Source organism: Algibacter agarivorans (genome assembly GCF_039543245.1).
Taxonomy (GTDB): domain Bacteria; phylum Bacteroidota; class Bacteroidia; order Flavobacteriales; family Flavobacteriaceae; genus Algibacter_G; species Algibacter_G agarivorans.
The window spans coordinates 125,617-146,865 of sequence record NZ_BAABJJ010000037.1 but is presented as its reverse complement, the minus strand read 5'-3'; the positions used below and the strand labels follow the sequence as shown (position 1 = coordinate 146,865).

Annotated in this window: 17 protein-coding genes; 9 read left to right on the top strand and 8 right to left on the bottom strand. The window is 34.7% G+C overall.

The window, feature by feature from the left end; genetic code table 11:
* Nucleotides 1-66 precede the first annotated feature (66 nt).
* Nucleotides 67-987: a carbon-nitrogen hydrolase family protein gene (locus ABD935_RS13340; protein WP_345192712.1), complete on the top strand. Its 921-nt coding sequence runs from the start codon at nt 67-69 to the stop codon at nt 985-987.
* A 134-nt stretch (nt 988-1,121) separates the two neighbouring features.
* On the opposite strand, the gene ABD935_RS13335 is transcribed toward ABD935_RS13340, so the two are convergent.
* Nucleotides 1,122-1,799 carry an SIR2 family NAD-dependent protein deacylase gene (locus ABD935_RS13335; RefSeq protein ID WP_345192706.1) on the bottom strand — a complete coding sequence of 226 codons (678 nt, stop codon included), beginning with the start codon at nt 1,797-1,799 and terminating at the stop codon, nt 1,122-1,124.
* Nucleotides 1,800-2,331: 532 nt separating this feature from the next.
* Between ABD935_RS13335 and nirB the strand changes: the two genes are divergently transcribed.
* The 8 genes from nirB to ABD935_RS13295 all read left to right on the top strand — a co-directional run bounded on the left by nirB (nt 2,332) and on the right by ABD935_RS13295 (nt 15,827).
* Complete coding sequence (gene nirB, locus ABD935_RS13330) at nt 2,332-4,851, top strand: nitrite reductase large subunit NirB (protein WP_345192703.1); 2,520 nt, start codon at nt 2,332-2,334, stop codon at nt 4,849-4,851.
* 422 nt (nt 4,852-5,273) lie between these two features.
* The gene (gene nirD, locus ABD935_RS13325) at nt 5,274-5,651 is read left to right on the top strand and encodes a nitrite reductase small subunit NirD (RefSeq protein WP_345192701.1); all 378 of its coding nucleotides are present in this window, start codon (nt 5,274-5,276) and stop codon (nt 5,649-5,651) included.
* A 12-nt stretch (nt 5,652-5,663) separates the two neighbouring features.
* The gene (locus tag ABD935_RS13320; protein ID WP_345192699.1) at nt 5,664-6,248 is read left to right on the top strand and encodes a DUF4202 domain-containing protein; all 585 of its coding nucleotides are present in this window, start codon (nt 5,664-5,666) and stop codon (nt 6,246-6,248) included.
* A 98-nt stretch (nt 6,249-6,346) separates the two neighbouring features.
* Nucleotides 6,347-8,161 (top strand): sensor histidine kinase, encoded by a 1,815-nt coding sequence (locus tag ABD935_RS13315; protein ID WP_345192696.1) that lies wholly within the window; start codon nt 6,347-6,349, stop codon nt 8,159-8,161.
* 239 nt (nt 8,162-8,400) lie between these two features.
* Nucleotides 8,401-9,066, top strand: coding sequence for a response regulator (locus ABD935_RS13310; RefSeq protein ID WP_345192694.1), 666 nt, complete (start codon nt 8,401-8,403; stop codon nt 9,064-9,066).
* 241 nt (nt 9,067-9,307) lie between these two features.
* Complete coding sequence (locus tag ABD935_RS13305) at nt 9,308-10,744, top strand: MFS transporter (protein ID WP_345192692.1); 1,437 nt, start codon at nt 9,308-9,310, stop codon at nt 10,742-10,744.
* 125 nt (nt 10,745-10,869) lie between these two features.
* Nucleotides 10,870-14,391, top strand: a complete 3,522-nt coding sequence (locus ABD935_RS13300; RefSeq protein WP_345192690.1) for a molybdopterin-dependent oxidoreductase — start codon at nt 10,870-10,872, stop codon at nt 14,389-14,391.
* A complete protein-coding gene (locus ABD935_RS13295; RefSeq protein ID WP_345192688.1) occupies nt 14,391-15,827 on the top strand; it encodes a rubredoxin in 1,437 nt (478 codons plus the stop codon). The genes ABD935_RS13300 and ABD935_RS13295 overlap by 1 nt, the downstream gene beginning before the upstream one ends.
* Nucleotides 15,828-15,909: 82 nt before the next feature.
* Here ABD935_RS13295 and moaA read toward each other — a convergent pair whose 3' ends face one another.
* From moaA to ABD935_RS13260, 7 genes are all read right to left on the bottom strand, one after another.
* Entirely contained in the window at nt 15,910-16,917 is a 1,008-nt protein-coding gene (gene moaA / locus ABD935_RS13290; RefSeq protein ID WP_345192686.1) for a GTP 3',8-cyclase MoaA, read from the bottom strand.
* Nucleotides 16,917-17,828, bottom strand: coding sequence for a bifunctional molybdenum cofactor biosynthesis protein MoaC/MoaB (gene moaCB / locus ABD935_RS13285; RefSeq protein WP_345192684.1), 912 nt, complete (start codon nt 17,826-17,828; stop codon nt 16,917-16,919). Before moaCB ends, moaA begins: the two co-directional genes overlap by 1 nt.
* A gap of 75 nt (nt 17,829-17,903) precedes the next feature.
* Entirely contained in the window at nt 17,904-18,347 is a 444-nt protein-coding gene (locus tag ABD935_RS13280) for a molybdenum cofactor biosynthesis protein MoaE (RefSeq protein ID WP_345192682.1), read from the bottom strand.
* Between the two features lie 41 nt (nt 18,348-18,388).
* On the bottom strand, nt 18,389-19,504 hold the full coding sequence (moeB, locus tag ABD935_RS13275; protein ID WP_345192680.1) for a molybdopterin-synthase adenylyltransferase MoeB: 1,116 nt from the start codon (nt 19,502-19,504) through the stop codon (nt 18,389-18,391).
* 191 nt (nt 19,505-19,695) lie between these two features.
* Nucleotides 19,696-19,929 (bottom strand): MoaD/ThiS family protein, encoded by a 234-nt coding sequence (locus ABD935_RS13270; RefSeq protein ID WP_345192677.1) that lies wholly within the window; start codon nt 19,927-19,929, stop codon nt 19,696-19,698.
* A complete protein-coding gene (gene mobA / locus ABD935_RS13265) occupies nt 19,913-20,497 on the bottom strand; it encodes a molybdenum cofactor guanylyltransferase (RefSeq protein WP_345192675.1) in 585 nt (194 codons plus the stop codon). Before mobA ends, ABD935_RS13270 begins: the two co-directional genes overlap by 17 nt.
* Entirely contained in the window at nt 20,498-21,238 is a 741-nt protein-coding gene (locus ABD935_RS13260) for a sulfite exporter TauE/SafE family protein (protein ID WP_345192673.1), read from the bottom strand. It lies immediately after the preceding gene.
* Nucleotides 21,239-21,249: the final 11 nt, after the last annotated feature.

The window sequence follows — 21,249 nt, the reverse complement described above, 5'->3', positions numbered from 1 at the left end:
TCGAGATTGTTTAAGTATTGAAACATAACTTTATCTTTGATTTATAGGTAATTAAAAACCAATACGATGACTAAAAATATAAAAGTAGCAGCAGCACAACTTTCGCCCATTTTTTTAAACAAAGAAAAAACGGTTGAGAAGGCCTGTAAAGCAATTTTAGAGGCAGCGGAAAATGGTGCTAACCTAATCGTTTTTCCAGAGGCTTTTATTTCCGGTTATCCAGATTGGGTATGGCTTATTCCAAATAGTAAAGGTGCTGATTTAAATGAGCTTTACTTAAAACTTGTTGAAAATGCTGTTTCTGTACCTGATCATGCTACGGAGAAATTATGTAAAGCCGCCAAAACAGCTGGTATTAATGTTGTTATTGGTATGCATGAACGTAATACTGAAACCAGTAACGCAAGTTTGTTTAATAGCTTGCTTTTTATAGATGATAACGGTATAATTCTAGGTAAACATAGAAAGCTAATACCAACAGGCGGAGAACGTCTTGTATGGTCTCAAGGAGCAGGTGATACTTTACGTTCTTATGATACATCGGTAGGGAAAATTGCTGGATTGATTTGTTGGGAAACCCTCATGCCATTAGCAAGAAATGCTATTTACGAATTTGGAACTCAAATATTAGCTTCTCCAACTTGGGACAAAAGCCCAAACTGGATACAATCTATGCAGCATATTGCAAGAGAAGGTGGCTTATTTGTTATAAGCACTTGTATGGCTTTAAAAATGGATGACATTCCTGATGAATATGAGTTTAAAAAACTTTACCCTGAAGGAAGAGAATGGATTAATGTGGGGAATAGTTCTATAATTGCTCCAAATGGGCAGTTTTTAGCAGGCCCGCTTGAGGCAGAAGAAGGTATATTATACGCAGATATTGATCTTAATCAAATTATAAAAGCTAAACGAATGTTTGATGTTGTAGGGCATTATTCAAGGCCAGATGTTTTTACATTCAATGTGAAAAATGAAAAAGAATAACAAACTTATGAAAGATATGATTTACTACTAGTCCTAGGCTGTTTAGGGGAGATCCTGCGATTCATTAAATTAGTTACTTGCCCCACCTATCTAAGCATACACAATACGTTAAGTGAATCTTACTAAAATCACTTTCAAATTTTAAAAAGCGTAATCGCCTTTTTTATCCCAATTGTAGCAGTTTCAGCAATAACAGTCAAGCTCTCTTTACTCTCAATATTAGGCTTTGGATCTATAAAATAAGTGAGCGTGTTTTCTGGCACATAATGCATTAAACCCGCAGCAGGATATACTTGCATTGAGGAACCAATAACTATTAAAATATCAGCAGTTTCACAAATATCAATGGCTTTTGCAATCATAGGGACATCTTCACCAAACCAAACAATATGGGGTCTCAGTTGGTGGCCTTTTTTACATAAATCACCTGAAACCAAATCGGTTTTCCACTCCTGTATATCGTTTGCATCAAAAGTGCTTCTTGCTTTAAGTAATTCGCCATGTAGATGAATCACGTTTTTACTTCCTGCACGTTCATGCAAATCATCAATATTTTGGGTAATGATAGTCACCTTAAAAGTGGATTCAAGTTCAGCTAAATCATAGTGTGCTTCATTTGGTTCAACGTCAAAAAGCTGTCTTCTACGTTGATTATAAAAGTCTAAAACCAATTCTGGATTTGCAGCAAAACCTTGGGGTGTGGCAACTTTCATAACATCATGGCCTTCCCATAATCCATCGGCATCTCTAAAGGTTTTTATGCCACTTTCGGCACTCATGCCAGCTCCTGTTAGTACAACTACATGTTTCATTGTATAAATATAATTATAATTGGTTTGCTAATCTATAGGCTGTCTGAAGCATTTTGTAAACTATTAACAAAAAAGTATGAAGCAAGACTATTATAAATATATTATTGCACTCGGAATTGGAATTCTTTGTTCTGAATGATTTAGAAAATATAGGTTTGGCTGTGGGGTTTTTCAGCCTAAAGGCTATGTTGTGGAATATTGAGGAATGCCAGATGTATTGGCAAACACAAAAACTCCCATCAATTATATAAGTACAGTTGCAACAATAAATTGGTAAGTTTTACCTGTTAGTGGTATTGCTATATTAGATAGTTATACACATACGGCTAAAACAGCAGCTTCTAAAAGCATTGAAATTACTATTGAGAACCGTTTAGGATTTCAATAAAATCTAAACCTTTAATTTTCTAATAATCAATTATTCTTATTCCAATTTAAGAAATTGACAATAATGAGAGTTCTACGTAAATTTCTTAATTAATAATACTTAAAATAAGTATAAATACTTAGTTTTGTTTTTAAATACGTAATTATGAAACATATTATTGTTGTTGGAAATGGCATGGTTGGTTACAAGTTTTGTGAAAAATTTGTAGAACAAGAAGATAGCAAAAATTTTAAAATCACTGTGTTTGGTGAAGAATCAAGACCCGCTTATGATAGGGTTCATTTAAGTGGATTCTTCGAAAATCAAGATGCTAAAGCCTTGGAAATGGCACCTAGAGGATGGTATGAAGAACATGGTATTGAATTAATTTCGGATGAACGTATTACTAACATTCATCGTGCTTCAAAAAAAATAACAACTACTGAAGATTTACATTATAAATACGATTATTTGGTTTTGGCAACAGGTTCTTCTCCTTTTGTACCAAATATTAAGGGTATAGAAAAAAAAGGAGTTTTTGTTTATAGGACTATTGAAGATCTTGAAGATATGCTTGCTTATGCAGATAAAATTCAAACAAATAGAACAGAAACAGTAAAAGCTGCTGTACTTGGTGGTGGACTTTTAGGTTTAGAAGCTGCAAAGGCTGTAATGGATATGGGTTTAGAGCCTCATGTTGTTGAATTTGCTCCTAAATTGATGCCTAGGCAACTCGATACTAGAGCTAGTAAAGTTTTACAAGAAAAAATAGAATCTATTGGTATTCATGTGCATTTGTCTAAAGCAACAAATAAGATTTTAGGTGATGATGCTATAGCAGGAATGGAGTTTGGAGAATACGATAAGATAGATGTTGAAATGCTGGTTGTTTCAGCAGGTATTAGACCTAGAGATGAATTGGCTAAGACCTGTAACCTAGAAATGGGAACACGAGGTGGTATAGTTGTTAACAATAGAATGCAAACCTCCGATCCCGAAATTTATGCCATTGGAGAGGTGGCGCTTTATAACCAAATGATTTATGGTTTGGTTGCACCAGGCTATGATATGGCCGATGTAGCGGTTAACCAAATTTTAGGGAATAGAAAAGTTGTGATGGATGAAGATATTGATATGTCCACCAAATTAAAGTTAATTGGAGTGGATGTTGCAAGTTATGGAGAGCCATTTATGCCTGTAGAAAAAGGCTATTCCATTATTTATGAAAACAAAACTAAAAATTTATACAAACGTGTTAATATAAGTCATGATGGTAAAAGTTTATTAGGGGGGATTTTAGTAGGTGATGCTTCCGATTATAATATGTTTCATCAAATTTATTTAAACGGATTACCCATTCCTGAGGATGCTGAAGAGTTGATTTTAGGAAGTAGAGGAAAAGGTGGTTCATCTTTTGGAAGTGTTCTTGATATTCCAGATGCTGCGCAAGTTTGTTCTTGTGAAAGTGTGACTAAAGGCGATATTTGTTGTTCGATTACTGAAGGTGATTGCGCGAATTTTGCTGATGTGGTTACAAAAACCAAAGCCACTTCGGGTTGTGGTGGTTGTAAACCAATGGTGGCCGATTTGGTTAATGAAACTCTAAAATCTCTTGGAAAAGAAGTTAAAGAAACCATTTGTGAACACTTTGATTTTAGTAGACAAGAACTTTATGATTTAATAAAAATAAATAAAGTGCCCGATTACGACGAAGCTCTTAACTTATTTGGAGAAGGTCATGGTTGTGAAACTTGTAAGCCTTTATTAGCGTCTATTTTTGCTACAATTACTATGGAGACACCAAATCGTCAACCTGTAATTCAAGATACCAATGATAGATTTTTAGCCAACATTCAACGTAACGGAACATACTCAGTGGTACCAAGAGTGGCTGGTGGTGAAATTACTCCAGACCAGTTAATTGTAATTGGAAAAGTCGCTAAGAAATACGATTTATATACTAAAATTACGGGTGGACAACGTATTGATTTATTCGGCGCACAGATTCATGAATTACCACTAATTTGGAAAGAGTTGATTGATGCAGGTTTTGAAAGTGGTCATGCATACGGTAAATCTTTACGTACTGTAAAAAGTTGTGTAGGCTCTACCTGGTGTCGCTACGGTATGCACGAGAGTGTAACCTTTGCTATTGATATTGAAAACAGATACAGAGGATTACGCTCGCCTCATAAATTAAAAGGGGGTGTTTCTGGATGTATTCGTGAATGTGCTGAAGCTAGGGGTAAAGATTTTGGATTGATTGCTGTTGATGGTGGATGGAACTTATATGTTTGTGGAAACGGTGGAGCCACACCAAAGCATGCCGTATTACTTGCTGAACAATTGGATGATGAAACTGTTGTGAAATACTTAGATAGATTCCTGATGTATTACATAAGAACAGCTGGGCCTTTAGTAAGAACTGCGCCTTGGTTGGACAAGCTTGAAGGGGGTATTGATTACTTGAAAAAAGTAGTCATTGAAGATTCTTTGGGTATTGCTGAAGAACTTGAAGTGGAGATGCAAGGACTTGTGAATAGATATGAGTGTGAGTGGAAGCAAGCCATTGAAAATCCAGAAACGATGAAACGTTTTAAACATTTTGTGAATTCGGATGACACGGATGATAACTTAGTATTTGTACCTATGCGTGAACAGAAAATGCCTAAAGCATGGGTTTAGATAAAGTTAGAACACGAAGTTGGAAGTAAATGAGTTTTGCGGATAAGGTTTTGACTAATTGCTAAAGACTGACAATTGCAAACTGACACCGCGTTAGGGATTGTAGAGGAAAGCCCACAGCGACCCCGATATGAGGGAGCGAGGACTTGTAACGGAAAGCCCGACCTTTTACGATTCCGCAAGGTTTTTAAAACCTGACAGATATGAGTAAAAGGTAACGCTCAGATTATCAATAAAAATTTGGCATTACTCGAAATCAAAATGAAAATTCAAGGATGTTTTAGGTTTTGAGAAGTCATCTGATTTTGTCCTGTTTTTCAGGTACGAGTTGCCCTTTTAAGGAATCTTTAGGGTGTTTTTGACGATTTAGTAACATGTGATCAATAATAAAAAAAAATAAATTCTAAATATACTTTTTAAGAATGGAACATATATTAGAACAGTACAAATCGGTTACGGAAAATGAGGTAAAAACTTGGTTTAGCATAGGTAAAATAGCTAACTTTCCTGAGAATAGTGGCGCATGTATAAAATACAAAACCAAACAAATTGCAGTGTACAATTTTACACGAACCGGAAAGTGGTATGCAACGCAGAATTTGTGTCCGCATAAAATGGAAATGGTATTATCTTTGGGTATGATTGGGGATAAGGATGGTATTCCGAAGGTGGCTTGCCCAATGCATAAAAAGAATTTTTCGTTGGAAGATGGTAGTAATTTGGGAGGTGAAGATTTAAAAATTGCGACCTATCCTGTTAAAATTGAAAACGGAAATGTGTATATTGGCTTTTCGGATTAAAACATAACCAAAATGAAGCCAACACGATTTGAAACTGCTATTGCACTAATTGATAAAGCCAACTCTGAAGATGTAAACACATACGAGGTAGCTGGTATGGACTATCCAAAGGAATTGTTATATTCCCAGCGTATGACAAGGAAGTTGTTGCAGTTTGAGCCCAATGCCTCTAAAGCACTTCAAATTGCGGCACGAGCACAACATATTTGTCGTTGGAAGATAGCCCGTGATGAATATCCAATGGATCGTGTAGGTTATTTAAAGTGGCGTGAAACGTTAAAAAAAATGCATGCCGATTTAACTACTGATATTCTTAAACAAGTAGGTTTTGATGACCAGTTTACAGATAGGGTTAAAGCTATAATTCTTAAAAAACTAATTAAGAAAAATATAGAATCACAAACCTTAGAAGACACGATTTGTTTGGTGTTTTTAGATTACTATTTTGAGGAATTTGCTGCTAAGCATAATGAAGAAAAGGTAATTGATATTCTTAAAAAAACCTGGGTAAAAATGTCTGATAAAGGACATGAGGAAGCTTTAAAACTTTCGTTTTCAGAAAAGGGTATGTCCCTTGTAAAACAAGCCGTTGCTTAAAATAATATTTGTGTATCAGAGAAAATATTTGATGTTTTTCTGAATTTATAAAAGCTATTGTTTATTAGTTATAATTCGTATCCAAAATTTAATTACAGATGACAAAAAATGGCAATTCATTAGACCAACGTACGTTTGATAAATTGCGCCGTTTATATATTATTGCGTTAAGTACAATTGCACTTTCTGTAATTGTTAGTCAAATACTTATACGTAAGTATCTTAATGACCAACAAAGTGACTCTACGGTTATTAATATAGCTGGTAGGCAGCGCATGCTCAGCCAGAAATTAACCAAGGACGTTGTATTGCTTTCTACGGAGTCCAATTCCGAAAATAGAATGCGCTTAAAAGATAAGATCAAAAAAACGCTACACCTTTGGGAGGTATCCCATAACGCACTTCAGCAAGGAAATGATAGTCTTGGATTACCAAAAATGAATAGCCCAGAAGTTGTTGGTAAATTTAAAGTCCTAAATCCTGTTTTTGACACCATTAGAATCGCTTCAAAATCTATTATAGAAAAAATAGAAAAAGCCCCGCCACTTCCTTCAGATACAATTGTTTTACATATTGATAAGGTGAAAAACAATGAAGCCGATTTTCTTATGATGATGGATGGTATTGTAAATCAGTATGATTTAGAAGCCGATGAAAAAGTAAGTTGGTTGCGAAAATTGGAAGTCTGGTTAATGACATTGACTTTATTGATTTTATTAGGCGAATTTTTATTTATTTTCTGGCCTACTGCTAAATCTGTTAAAGCAACGCTTGTAGAGTTATTAGCTGCAGAAAAGCGTGCTAAGAAAATGGCTTTTGATGCAGATGAACTAAGTATAGCTAAAGAAAAATCTATTAAAGAATTGCGTGCTTTAAGTCATGCTATGGATGAAACATTGTTGTTTGCACGGATCTTACCAAATGGCCATGTGGTGCACATAGGGAATAAGTTTTCGCGCTTATTTAAGTTTTCAGGTTTTAATAAAACAACCTTGTTTTGGAACATGTTGTCTGTTGTAGAAAATGAACAACTGTGTATTGAAGACTTAATAATAAAGCACAAAAAAAACGGTTGGCAGGGTGAGATAAAAGCTACTACAAAAGATTATAAAGACATTTGGTTAGAAATGGCAATTATTCCGTTTAGTACAAATGATGAAAAATCTGAATTATTGATTATTGCTTCAGAAATAACCGAAAGAAAAGCTGGGCAATTAGAAATAGAGCGACTTACAAAAAGGAGTTTTGAAGAGGAAATGAGTCAACAAAAAATCATTTCCAGTAAGATTATAGAAAACCAAGAGAAAGAGCAAAACCGTATAGCAAAAGATGTGCATGATGGCATTGGACAGATGCTAACAGGTTTAAAATACAATCTGGAAAGTATTGATATTAAAGACCTTGATAAGACAGCTTCTAAAATTGAGCACCTTAAAGAATTAACAACTAACATTATAAAAGGAGTTAGAACAGCTACTTTTAATTTAACACCACCAGAATTATCCGATCACGGTATTGCACCTGCTATTTCTAAGTTAACCCAAGAACTAGCGCGTCTTACAGGAAAGGAAATTGTCTTTTTTAATAAAACGCATTTTAATCAGCGTTTAGATTCGTTAGTTGAAATTAATATTTATCGCATCACACAAGAAGCTATAAATAACGCTATTAAATACGCGGATTCTACACATATTTTAGTGTCTTTAACACATAGCGAAAAAATACTTAGTATTGTTATTGATGATAATGGTAAAGGTTTTGAACCAGAAAAAGTGAAGAATGTTAAAAACAGTGATGGAGGTATGGGAATGACCTTTATGCAGGAGCGCATTAAATATATAGATGGGCGTTTGTTTTTGAATTCTGAAATAGGAAAAGGCACGCGAGTTACTTTGAATATTCCGTTGACTTAATATTTAGAGTCCCTTCAGGCACAGTAGATAGGTCTTTGAAATCGACAAATTGTTAGGGTTTCGATTACTCTCAAGGAGACAACCATCCATTTTGTTGGTTATTATCCTAAAAATGAGGCCTTAATATTGAACTCAGATTTTGATGTATTACAAATTAAACTATGAAAAGAAAACTAATAAGTTCATAAATACGTGGTATTACGTAAATTAATTATTTTTGTACTTATAATATAAAGTTTATGGATATAATCAATGTAGTTTTAGCAGACGATCACGTTTTAGTAAGAAATGGTATAAAAGCCCTTTTAGAAGACCAAACAGGAATTATGGTAATAGACGAAGCTTCAAACGGAAAAGAAGCATTAGATGTGATAGGTAGAAACAAACCACATATATTGATTGTGGATATTAGAATGCCAGAAATGAATGGTATTGAAGTGGTTGCAGAAATCAACAAATCTCACAAAGATGTTAAAACATTGGTGTTGTCCATGCATGATTCTGAAGAATACGTAGTAAAAGCCATTCAAGCAGGTGCCGATGGGTATTTATTGAAAGGGGCGAGTAAAACAGAGTTCTTGAAAGCTATAAATAAAGTAGCGTCTGGTGGTAAGTATTTTACTGGTGATGTGTCTGCTATCATCATGAATAATTTTGTAAACGAAAATGCCAATACAGTGGTTGCGCCTCAAGTGCCCCCTAAAGACGATCCGTTTAAATTGACCAAACGCGAAAAGCAAATACTTAATTTGGTATTGCAATTAAAAAACAACAAAGATATTGCTGATGAACTTCAAATCAGTAAGCGTACTGCCGAAGTACACCGTTTTAATTTGATGAAGAAATTGGATGTTAAGAATCTTATGGAACTGAATAATAAGGCTAAGGCGTTTGGGTTGGTTTAAATAATTATATATTGGAATTCTTTAGTTTTTTTAATTCTATTTGAGTTGTTTTTTTAATAGAGTAGTGTGTTTTATATTAATTCAATTATAAAAACCTACTATATTTTTTATCTCCATTTTGCCAAATCCGCAATATCCTTATTCCAAAATTATCAACCTCACATTTTTTATATGATTACGTAATTTTAGATGCAATAATTAAGTATAAATACTTAGTTTTGCTAAAATAAAATACGTAATTATGGATAGTGTTCAATCTTTAAAAGCAAAAAAACTTAATTTATTAAACTTTAAATCAGTGCCAATTCGTACGTTTTGGATAACCTCAATTTCGTTCTTTATGTGTTTTTTCGCATGGTTTGGTATCGTTCCATTTATGCCAGATGTAGTAAAAGATTTGGGCTTAACACCAGACCAAAAATGGAACTCTATTATTTTAGCGGTTTCAGGAACTGTTTTTGCACGTTTACTTATTGGTAAATTATGCGACAAATACGGACCTAGAATATGCTACACTTGGTTATTGATTTTAGGTGCAATTCCTGTAATTCTTTGTGGATTGGTACAAACACCAATACAGTTTTTAGTATGTAGATTGTTCATAGGTTTTATTGGCGCATCGTTTGTTATTACACAAGTGCATACCTCGTTAATGTTTGCTCCAAATATTGTGGGAACAGCAAATGCTACCTCTGCAGGTTGGGGAAATCTTGGTGGTGGTGCTAACCGTTTAGGTATGCCATTAATTGCTGCGGCAGTTGTAGCTTTTGGTGTGGCAGATGCCGAGGCTTGGAGATATTCTATGGTTATTGCAGGAATAGTGTGTTTATTAATGGGTATTGTGTATTACTTTTTTACACAAGATACGCCAGAAGGAAATTTTAAAGATTTAAAAGCATCTGGTGTTGCTATTGAAAAGAAAAAAGACGAAGTAGGTTTTCTAGCCGTTCTTAAAGATTATAGAATTTGGATTTTGTTTATAGTTTATGCTGCGAGTTTTGGTATAGAGCTAACCGTATATGGTACCATGGACGATTACCTTCAAAATACATTTCAATTAGAAAGACTTACAGCAGGTAATATTGTTTTGTCATTTGCTTTAATGAACATATTTGCGCGTACTTTAGGGGGTTTCTTTGGTGATAGATTCGGTAAATTAAAAGGGCTTAGAGGTCGTGTGTTATTCTTGTCGTTCATATTAACATTACAAGGTGTTATGTTGGTTACGTTTTCATTAGCCACAAGTTTGGTTGTTGGATTCATTTTTTTAATATCATTTAGTTTAAGTGTTCAAATGGCAGAAGGAGCTACATTTTCAGTAGTTCCTTTTATTAATAAAAAAGCTATAGGCTCTGTTTCAGGTATTGTAGGTGCGGGCGGAAATGTAGGTGCGTTTTTAGCAGCGCTTTTATTGAAATCCAAATCGGCTTTAGCAGAAAAAACAGCTATATTAGAAAACCAAGGTATGGACGAAGAAGTTTTAAAGGCAGCACAATCTGCTGCATCATCGATGGCGGTCTCACAAGGGTATATGGTTATTGGTTTTGTAGTAATTCTTACAGGAATTGTAGCATTAGCCATTAAGTTTTCTCCAGCTGATGAAAAAGAAAATATGCCAACAGAACATATAGATGACTCTCGGTTAGGGACACTTCAACCTATTAAAGTAAAAAATTAAATTATAGATACCTTTTTTATCAATATAAAAATTTAAAGTCCGTTTTTTAAGGTATTCAGAATAATAAAATCGGAGTTTGTTTGGTATTTAAATATTGTCTTATTTAGTAATAAATGTTGGTCTAAATGATTAAAAACGAAGTAAAAACAACGTGTTCGTATTGTGGTGTAGGTTGTGGTATTATTGTTAAAAAAGACGCCAACAATACCGTTTTTGTTGAGGGCGATAAAGATCATCCAGTTAACAAAGGGATGCTGTGTTCTAAAGGAATGAATCTGCATTATGTTGCTAATGATACTTCCGATAGGATTCTATATCCAGAAATGCGTTGGAGCCGTTCACATCCTCGTGAACGTGTAAGTTGGGATGATGCTTTGGATAGAGCAGCAAGCGTTTTTAAATCCATCATAAAAAAACACGGACCAGATAGTGTAGCGTTTTATGTGTCTGGTCAGAGTTTGACAGAAGAATATTACATTGCTAATAAGCTTACCAAAGGATTTATTGGTACTAATAATATTGATACGAACTCCCGTTTATGCATGAGTTCTGCTGTGGTTGGATATAAGAAAACCTTTGGGGAAGATAGTGTGCCAATTTCATATCAAGATATTGAGTTAGCTGATACATTTTTAATCACTGGAGCAAATCCTGCGTGGTGTCACCCTATTTTATTTAGACGTATTGAAAAGCGTAAAGAGGAAAATCCAAATGTTAAAGTTATAGTGATTGACCCAAGAAAAACAGATTCTGCTAATTTCGCAGATATTCATTTGCAATTACTACCAGGAACCGATGTTATTTTATATAATGCCATTGGAAGATGCCTTTATAAAAGAGGTTTAATCGATGAAGATTTTATTAAAAACCATACCGAAGGCTTTCAAAACTATAAAGATTTAATTTTTAAAACTTCTTTAAAACAAGCATCAAAACTTTGTGGTGTTCCAGAAAAAGAAATTAGAAAAGCAGCAGATATTATAGGGCTTTCAAAAGGCTTTATCAGTATGTGGGCTATGGGGCTTAACCAAAGTGTTGTAGGTACAGATAAAAATGTATCACTTCTAAATCTATCACTAATTACTGGACAGGTTGGAAAACCAGGTGCGGGTCCTTTTTCTTTAACAGGCCAACCCAATGCCATGGGCGGTCGCGAAGTTGGAGGGATGGCAAATTTATTGGCAGTACATAAAGATTTAGCTAACGAAGAACATAGAAGAGAAGTGGCTCAGTTTTGGGGAGTCGATAAGATCAGCCCCAAACCAGGATTAACCGCTACCGAAATGTTTGATGCTCTTGAAAGCGGAAAGCTAAAAGCCGTTTGGATAGCCTGTACAAACCCATTGGTGAGTTTACCAAATTTGAACCGTGTTGAAAAAGCCATGAAAAACGCAAAGTTTGTTGTGGTTCAAGAGATTTCGCATAAATCGGATACCGTAGCTTTTGCAGATTTAGTGTTGCCAGCAGCAGGTTGGTTGGAAAAAGAAGGTACGATGACAAATTCTGAAAGGCGAATTTCATATTTACCTAAAGAAATAGATGCTCCGGGAGAAGCACGACCAGATGTTGAAATCTTTTGTGATTTTGCTCAGCGCATGGGTTTTAGAGGATTTAATTTTAATTCTTCTGAAGAAATCTATGATGAATATGCATCCATGACCAAAGGCACAAATATTGATGTGTCTTTTTTAAATTATGATAGATTAAAAAATGAGGGTACGTTTCAGTGGCCTGTGCCAGAGTACAGACATCAAGGAACACCTCGTTTATTTGAAGATAAAAAGTTTTACACACCGTCTCAAAAAGCACAGTTTAATTTACCGAGTACCACTGAAAACACATCGGTACAACCCAATGCAGATTTTCCGCTTATATTAACCACGGGAAGAGTTCGTGACCAATGGCACACCATGACCAAAACAGGTAAGGTATCGCGTTTAAAAACACATTACCCCACTCCTGTTTTGGAAATTCATCCTGTAGATGCTTATTTGAATAAAATTAAGGATGGCGATATTACCGAGATAAAAAGTGAAAACGGTGTGGTAAGGGTGCGTGCTAAAATTACGGAAACCATAAAAAAAGGCGTTGTATTTCTGCCCATGCATTGGGGGAAACAATTGCAAAGCACCTTAAATAGAGCAAATAATTTAACCAATACCCATGTAGATCCCACATCAAAAGAACCCGATTTTAAATTCACACGTGTTGCGGTTTCAAAATATAAAAAACCAATAGAAAAAATCATTATTGTTGGTGCTGGTGCTGCGGCGTTTCGATTTGTTCAAAATTATAGGGAATATAATGAAGTTGATGAAATTCATGTATTTTCAAAAGAACCTAATTTATTTTACAACAGGGTATTATTGCCTGAGTATGTTACAGAAGAATTAAATTGGGAACAACTTTTAAAAATTAAGGAAAGAGAGCTAAAAAAACTTAATATTCATTTACATCCTGAAACGCAGATTTCAAAAATTGATAAAGAAAACAAAGTAGTTATCGATAGTAATGGAGAGACCCATAACTTTAATAAATTGATTTTAGCCACGGGTAGTCGTGCCTTTATTCCAAGAGACGTTCAAATAAATTTTCCAGGGCGTTTTACCATGCGCAATAAAAGTGATGCCGATAGATTTAAGGGCTATTTAGATGCTACCGGATTGCCTCCAGAAGAACAACATGTGGTTATTGTCGGTGGTGGATTGTTAGGCTTGGAACTGGCTGCGGCCATGAAACATAAGAACGCTAAAATCACGATTGTTCAAAGGGCGTCACGATTAATGGAGCGTCAGTTAGATAAAGTTTCGAGTAAATTATTGGCCCTTGATGTTCAAGAACGAGGCATTCAAATTTACTTTGATAATGAAGTGAGCACCGTGTTTGATGATGAAGACACAGGCGAATTAAACATCACGCTAAAAAGTGGAAAGCTCATCAATGCCAATGCCATTGTGTATGCCATTGGTACGATTCCAAATATTGAAATTGCTCGAGAAAACGGTATAGCATGCAGTAGAGGGGTAAAAGTAAATCAGCATTTGCAATCGTCGCATCCCGATATTTTTGCCATTGGAGAAATCGCAGAATATAACAATCAATTGTTTGGGATTACATCGGCGGCAGAAGAGCAAGCCAATATTTTGGCAAACTTTATAGCGGGCGATATTAGTTGTGCTTATAGCGGTTCGGTACTCATGAATATTCTAAAATTTAATGACTTGAACCTGTGTAGTATAGGTGAAATAAATGTACCCGATAATGATGATAGCTACGAAGAAATTATTTTTACAGACATAAAAAAACGCTACTATAAAAAGTGTATCGTAAAAGATGATTTACTAATAGGTGCAGTTTTAATGGGTGATAAAAACGAATTTGCCGAATTTAAAACCATGATTGAAAGCAAGATTGAAATGGCCGATAAAAGAAACACATTACTTCGAGGGGCATCAAACGATGTTCCTGTGTTGGGAAAACTAGTGTGTTCTTGTAGTCAAGTTGGCGAAGGTAATGTTCAAGAGGCCATTGCACAAGGCTGTACTGATTTTACAGAACTTTGCAATAAAACAGGCGCAGGTTTGGGCTGTGGTAGTTGTAAAACTGAAGTTAGGGAAATACTTCATAATTCTAAAGTGTTAGCATAATGATAGAGCCATATAGATTAATGATTAACGGTGGTGTGTTATCACCCGGAGAATTAAAATACATTTGTGAAGCTGCTGAGGGTTTGGGGTTGGATGCCATATCGTTTGGCTCTCGTCAAGATATTATTTTTCCTGAAGAAATTGATGAAACCAAATTTAGTCAGTTTGATAAAATTCAGTTTGTAAAACCTAAACGTGATGGTGTAGAAAATATAGCATCATCCTATGTTTCTGCCGAAATTTTACCAAGCACCTCATGGCTTACCAGCGACCGATACTTATATGTTTTAGAACAGTTTAAGCACAATCCAAAACTTCGCATAAATGTTATAGACCCCAAACAGCGTTTAGTGCCTTTATTTACAGGAAACGTTAATTTTATTGCATCAAAACATGAGGATTACTGGTATTTATATTTGAGACTACCAGGTTGGAAAAAAACAAAAATGTATCCCGCACTTATCTATAGTTGGGATATGGGTAAGATAGAATTGGCTATTGAAAATATTTTAATTGAAGAACCAGAAACTATCGAAACGGTTTTTGATTTAGTGAGTGATGCTGTTGATACAAATAACAGAACGGTAGACAAATCTTTAGAAGTGCCTTTTTATCCCTTTCCGTATTACGAAGGGATGAACAGAATAGGTACAGACCGCTATTGGTTAGGTTTATATTGGCGGAATAATAGATATGATATTCCATTTTTAAAAGCCATGTGCGATTTGTGTTCAGAAAATAAAATTGGTAAAATATCCATTACGCCATGGAAATCTTTTATTGTAAAAGGTATCCCGTTACATTCAAAATTAAAATGGGAAAAGTTTTTGGGGAAATTTGGTATTAATGTGCGTCACTCCATGTTGGAAATGAATTGGCATTTGCCCGTAAATGATAAAGAAGCCCTAAGCTTAAAAAAGTACTTGGTTACCAATTTCGACCAAAATGATATTAGTACATATGGTTTAACGTTTGGAATTAAAAGTTATGATAGCGACACATACAACTTTACATCTATAGTTGTTGAAAAAAACAGGCAACCAGAGTCTATAAGCGATTTCAAAATAAGGGACACTTATAACTTGTTGTACGCCAAGAATTTCGACCCAAATACACGCCAATATTTCATGCATGTTCAAGATGTAGATAAGGTTGAGCTTCCAGGTTTGTTAATGGAATTAAGTCAGTTGTATTTTGAACAATTAGGAACAGAAAAAGAAGAGGAAGACGTTCAGGTTTCTAATATGGAAACTACCGAAGAAGACGTGTATCAGTGTTCAGAATGTATGACCGTTTATAACGAAGTTTATGGCGATGTTACGCAAAATATACCTCCAAATACATCTTTTGAAAGTTTACCATCAGATTATGAATGCTCACTTTGCGAAGCACCAAAAAGTAGTTTTGAAAAAAAGGTTTTGGTAAAGCATAATTAATTTTTTTTGGAGCTGGAACCTGCTATTCACTATACCTTTTTCTCGTGCCTCAAAAAAGGATGCCGTTTCTATCAGGGCTAGATTACCCCCCAATCGTAATCATACTCCTATTGTTATTATGCAATTTTGGTTCTTGCAATTTCTTTAAAGTATCCATACCGCCACGGACTTTTAATTTGGCTTGTACTGCTTTTTGGATAACAGGTTCAATCGATTTTCCAGCTCTTAGGGTCGTGAGTAAATCCGATTCTCCAGAAGAGAACAAGCAGTTTTTAAGTTGACCGTTTGCTGTTAAGCGCAGTCTGTTACAAGAATCGCAAAACGGATTGGTTACTGAGCTAATAATAGCGAAACTGCCCTTGTAGCCTTTTATTTTATAGTTTTTAGCGGTGTCGTTTGGTGCGTCTGCTAAGCGTTCAATGTCCTTTTCCGCGAAAGCGGTATTCACATAATCCATCACTTCAGCATACGATACCATTTTACTCATATCCCATTTATTACCATCAAAAGGCATAAATTCTATAAACCGAACGGAGATTGGTGAATTTTTGGTGAAGTTTATAAAATCGATAATTTCGTTATCATTAAAACCTTTCATTAACACCGCATTCACTTTTACAGTGAAGCCTTCTTTAACTAATAATAATATATTATCATAAACCTTTTTAAACTCATGGCGCCTTGTGATATGTTTAAATTTGCCTTCGTCCAAAGAATCTAAACTGACGTTAATTTTATTGACATTATATTTTTTTAATACATCAATAAATTTATCAATAATCACAGCGTTAGAAGTGATAGATAATTCAACAGGAAGTGTTGCTAGTTTTTCTAAAATAATAGGAATGTCTTTTCTAATTAAAGGTTCGCCACCAGTCAGTCTAATTTTAGTAACACCATTATCTACAAATGTTTTAGCGATTTCGTAAATTTCTTCATAGGTCATTAAATGACTTTTTGGAGTTAATTTCACGCCTTCCTCAGGCATACAATACGTACAGCGTAAATTACAACGCTCAATTAATGAAATACGAAGATAGGTATGGTCTCTACCGTGTGTGTCTTGTAATATGTTTTTATCGTTTTTCATTAATCGTGTCTCGCACCTTTTAAAATTCTGAAAATATGTAATACAGATGGGAATATGGCATCCATAGATTCTTTGGCGCCGTTTGTTGAACCTGGCAAGGCCAAAACCAATGTACTGTTTATGGTTCCTGCAACACTTCTAGAAAGCATCGCATAAGGCATACGGTCTTGTCCGTAGTTTCTAATAGCTTCTTCAATGCCTGGAATGCGTCTATCTAGTATTGGTAAAAGTGCTTCTGGAGTTACATCGCGCCCTGAAAGTCCTGTGCCACCCGTGTAAATAATCATATCAAATCCTTGTTCTTGATAAGATTTTGCTTTTCGTTGAATATCTTCAACTTCATCTGGAATAATCACATATTCCGAAATTTTAACATCACATTCCTCCAATTTTTTAATAATGGCTTTTCCTGCTCGGTCTTCTTTGTGACCAGCAGAAATAGTATCGCTACAAACCACCACAGCAGCTCTTAAATCTTTTCTGAATTTATCTCTAAAATCTGATTTTCCACCTTTTTTGTTTAGCAGTTTAATTTCATGTATCTCAATACCTTTATCGATAGGTTTTAGCATGTCGTACATGTTTAGAGCCACTATGCTTGCACCATGCATCGCTTCAACTTCAACGCCTGTTTTGTAAATGGTTTTTACTGTAAAAATGACTGTAATGTTTAGTCCGTCAACTTTATATTCTATACCAGTAAATTCGATAGGTAAGGGGTGGCAATCAGGCAAAATATCGGGAGTACGTTTTACCCCTAGTAGTCCTGCTGCTTTACTCATAGCAAATACGTTTCCTTTTGGAACAGTATCGTTTTGAATAGCAGTAATTGTTTCTGGTTTACTAACCTTTACAATAGCTTGAGCCACTGCGGTTCTTAATGTGGTTACTTTTTGTGTGATATCGACCATTTTATTGTTCGTTTTTTAGTTGTTTGTTGTTTAGGTGTTTTCGACTTAACGACTAACAGCTAAACAAAATACATTTTAAGAGTTTGCTTTCCACTGGTGAGAACTATCTTCAAAAATCTCTTTCCCAAATACAGGAACATCTGCTTTTATAGCTTCAACAATATATTCTAAAGCTTTAAAAACCACTTTGCGTCTTGGTGATGATACAAATACAAATAGGCATATTTCTCCAGGTTTTACTGTTCCTAAGCTGTGGTAGATGTGCATACAGGTTAAATCGAATTTTTCAAAAGCGGATTCACGAATCTCATGAAATTTTTGGTTTGCCATATCTTCATAAGCGGTATATTCAATAGCTGAAACTGTTTTGCCATCGATTTCATCAGCTCTTACCTGACCTAAGAAAATGTTATGCGCACCAATACTTGTTTTTGTTTGATGTTTATAAATGGAATTCCCTATAAATTCTGAGGTTATGGCACCTTCTTTGAAAACACTTTTTGGTTTTTTATCTTTCATGTGTACATTTATATGTCATTGCGAGGTACGAAGCAATCTTTTTATTTTGAACAGATTACTTCTGTCGTTCCTCCATCGCAATGACGGTTATTTATATGTTTTATTATTTCTAAAGTCCCTTCGGTAATACTGAAACAGTTTTGAATATCTAGTTTCTGTAATATTTCTACAGCACGTTTACTTCGTATTCCTGATTGGCAAAAAATAGCTTTCTTTTTCGTTTTATCTATTCTGTCTAAATTATTTTCTAATTCACTTAAAGGAATATAGGTAATTGATGAATTTTCAATTTTTGGCTGTTCATGTGCTTCTCTAACATCAATAAATTGGATGTTTTCTTCGGATAAAAAAGTTTCAATTGAAACAGAATTCACTTGAACTTCACAATTAAAATCCATCTCTTTTTTATGGAAGTTTTCTTTGTCCTTTAAAACGGATTGAACAATCAGTTCATTTCTATTAATTTTTAATGTTGACATATTAGAAGTTAAAGCATTATAGCAGAGCAGTTTTCCTGAAAGTACATTGCCGACGCCTAAAATAATTTTCAAAACTTCATTGGCTTGCATACTTCCAATAATTCCAGGAAGCACACCCAAAACACCAATTTCTGAACAATTTGGAACGCTATCCTTTTCTGGTGGATTAGGGAACAAACAACGGTAGCTCGGACTGTTGTTATAATTAAACACAGAAACCTGTCCTTCAAATTTATAGATAGCACCAAATACCAAAGGTTTGTTTGTTATGATACTTGCATCGTTTACTAAATAGCGTGTTTCAAAATTATCGGAACCATCAACTATGATATCATATTGATTAAATAGGTTGATGGCGTTTTGATGTGTTAGTTTTTTCCCGTAAGCGATGATTGAAATGGCACTATTTAAATCTTCTAAACGCTCTTTGGCAGCAATAGCTTTGTTTTTGCCTAAAGTTGACGTTCCAAACAGAACTTGACGCTGTAAATTGGATAATTCAACCACATCAAAATCGATAATACCAATAGTGCCAACACCCGCAGCAGTAAGATATTGTAAAATAGGACAGCCTAAACCACCAGCACCAATAACTAATACTTTGGTGTTAGAAATCTTGTCTTGCCCAACTTGCCCGATTTCTGATAATATGATATGTCTGTTGTATCTGTTTGTCATTCTATATTTTTATAACGCTCTAAGTAACTTTGTAATGAACCTTTTGCTATCATCTGTGTTTTTATTCGAAATTATAAAACGTTCTAATTTGCCATATCGAAATGAGGTACGATTGAGGTATCTCATAAAGTAAATTATTTCTAATATTATGTGATTTCTCCCTTAAGGTCGAAATGACAAAGTTCATGTGTTTAACCACCAGCAAAAGGAGGTAATAAAGCAATATCACCACCTGTTAATTTAGTTTCGGTTGATACTAATTCTTGATTTTGTGCAACTTGAAAATCTTTGTTTTTAAGCTTATCATATTTCTCATTAAGTGTTTCTAATAATTCAGAAACTAAGCTACCTGAAAATTCTAAAGATTCTTCATCTGTCTGAGTGACTTCGGATATTTGACCAAAATATTTAATGTTTATATGCATTTTCAATGGCTTTTAATTCGTTTTGAGTATTCACGTTCATTGTTGAAAACTCCTGTTCTTTTTCTAATTTGATGCTTTTTGATATACAACTCTTAATAGCAACCCGTAAACGTCTTTCATCGTTTTTCAAAAAAGCATTAAAAGTGTTTATTACATCTTTCTTATATATGGCTATTAATGGCATGCTTTTACCATGGCTTTCAATTTGAATGATTTGAGACGTAGCATCCATATTATCGATTAGTTTTTGAAGGATTTCAGAATTAATCAAAGGAATATCGCAACTCAAAATAAAGTTATACTCGGTTTTTGATGCTTCTAATCCAGAGCAAATTCCTGCCACTGGACCGGCATTTTTTGTTAGGTCATTTACACGTTTTAATCCGAATACGTCATACTTAGGATTATCTGAAACAATAATTATTTCAGATACTAAAGGTTTTAATGCATCGATACTATATTGCATAAAAGGTTTTTCGTTTAAAAGCAGAAAACCTTTATCAGTGCCCATACGCGAGCTTTTGCCTCCCGCCAAAACAATGCCTGTTATGTCTTTTTTATTTGTCATTTAGGTGAACATGAGTTTAGCACAGGCTATGATTAATACAAAGGCTAACATATATCGTAAACGTTGATTGTTTATTTTTTTACTTCCGTAATACCCCCCTAAAACTCCTCCAACTAAGGCAATGGCTACCAATAAAAATGATTCTTTTTCAATGGTTACTCCACTGCTTAATTGACCTACTAAACCAGCTGCGGAATTTACCCAAATAAAAAGTGCCGAAACTGCTGCGGCCTCTTTCATTTTGCCCCAATGGAGTAAAAGAATGACAGGTGTTAGAATAATACCGCCTCCTATGCCAATTAGTCCTGAAAAGAATCCGATAACGCCTCCAACGATTAGCCCTTGATAAAGTTTAATTTGTTTGATATTGTCATTTTCTTTACCAAAAACATTTAGCATTTTCAAAATGGCAAAAATGAGCAAAACGGCCAAAATCTTTTTATAAATAGACGCATCCACTTCTATGGTGCCGCCAATATATGCTAAAGGAACCGAGGCTATTGCGAACACTAAAAACAAATTTTTATTAAAAAATCCTGCTTTGTAATAATAGAAAAACGAAATACCAGCAACAAATATATTAAGCAATAGGGCAGTGGGTTTCATGCTTTCTGGAGCAAAGGAAAAGAGCGCCATTAACGCTAAATAACCACTGGCACCACCATGTCCCACGCTAGAATACAGAAACGAGACTATCGGTAAGATTAATAAAAAGAGGTATATGTTTTCGTTTTGTAACATAAAAAAGTTAT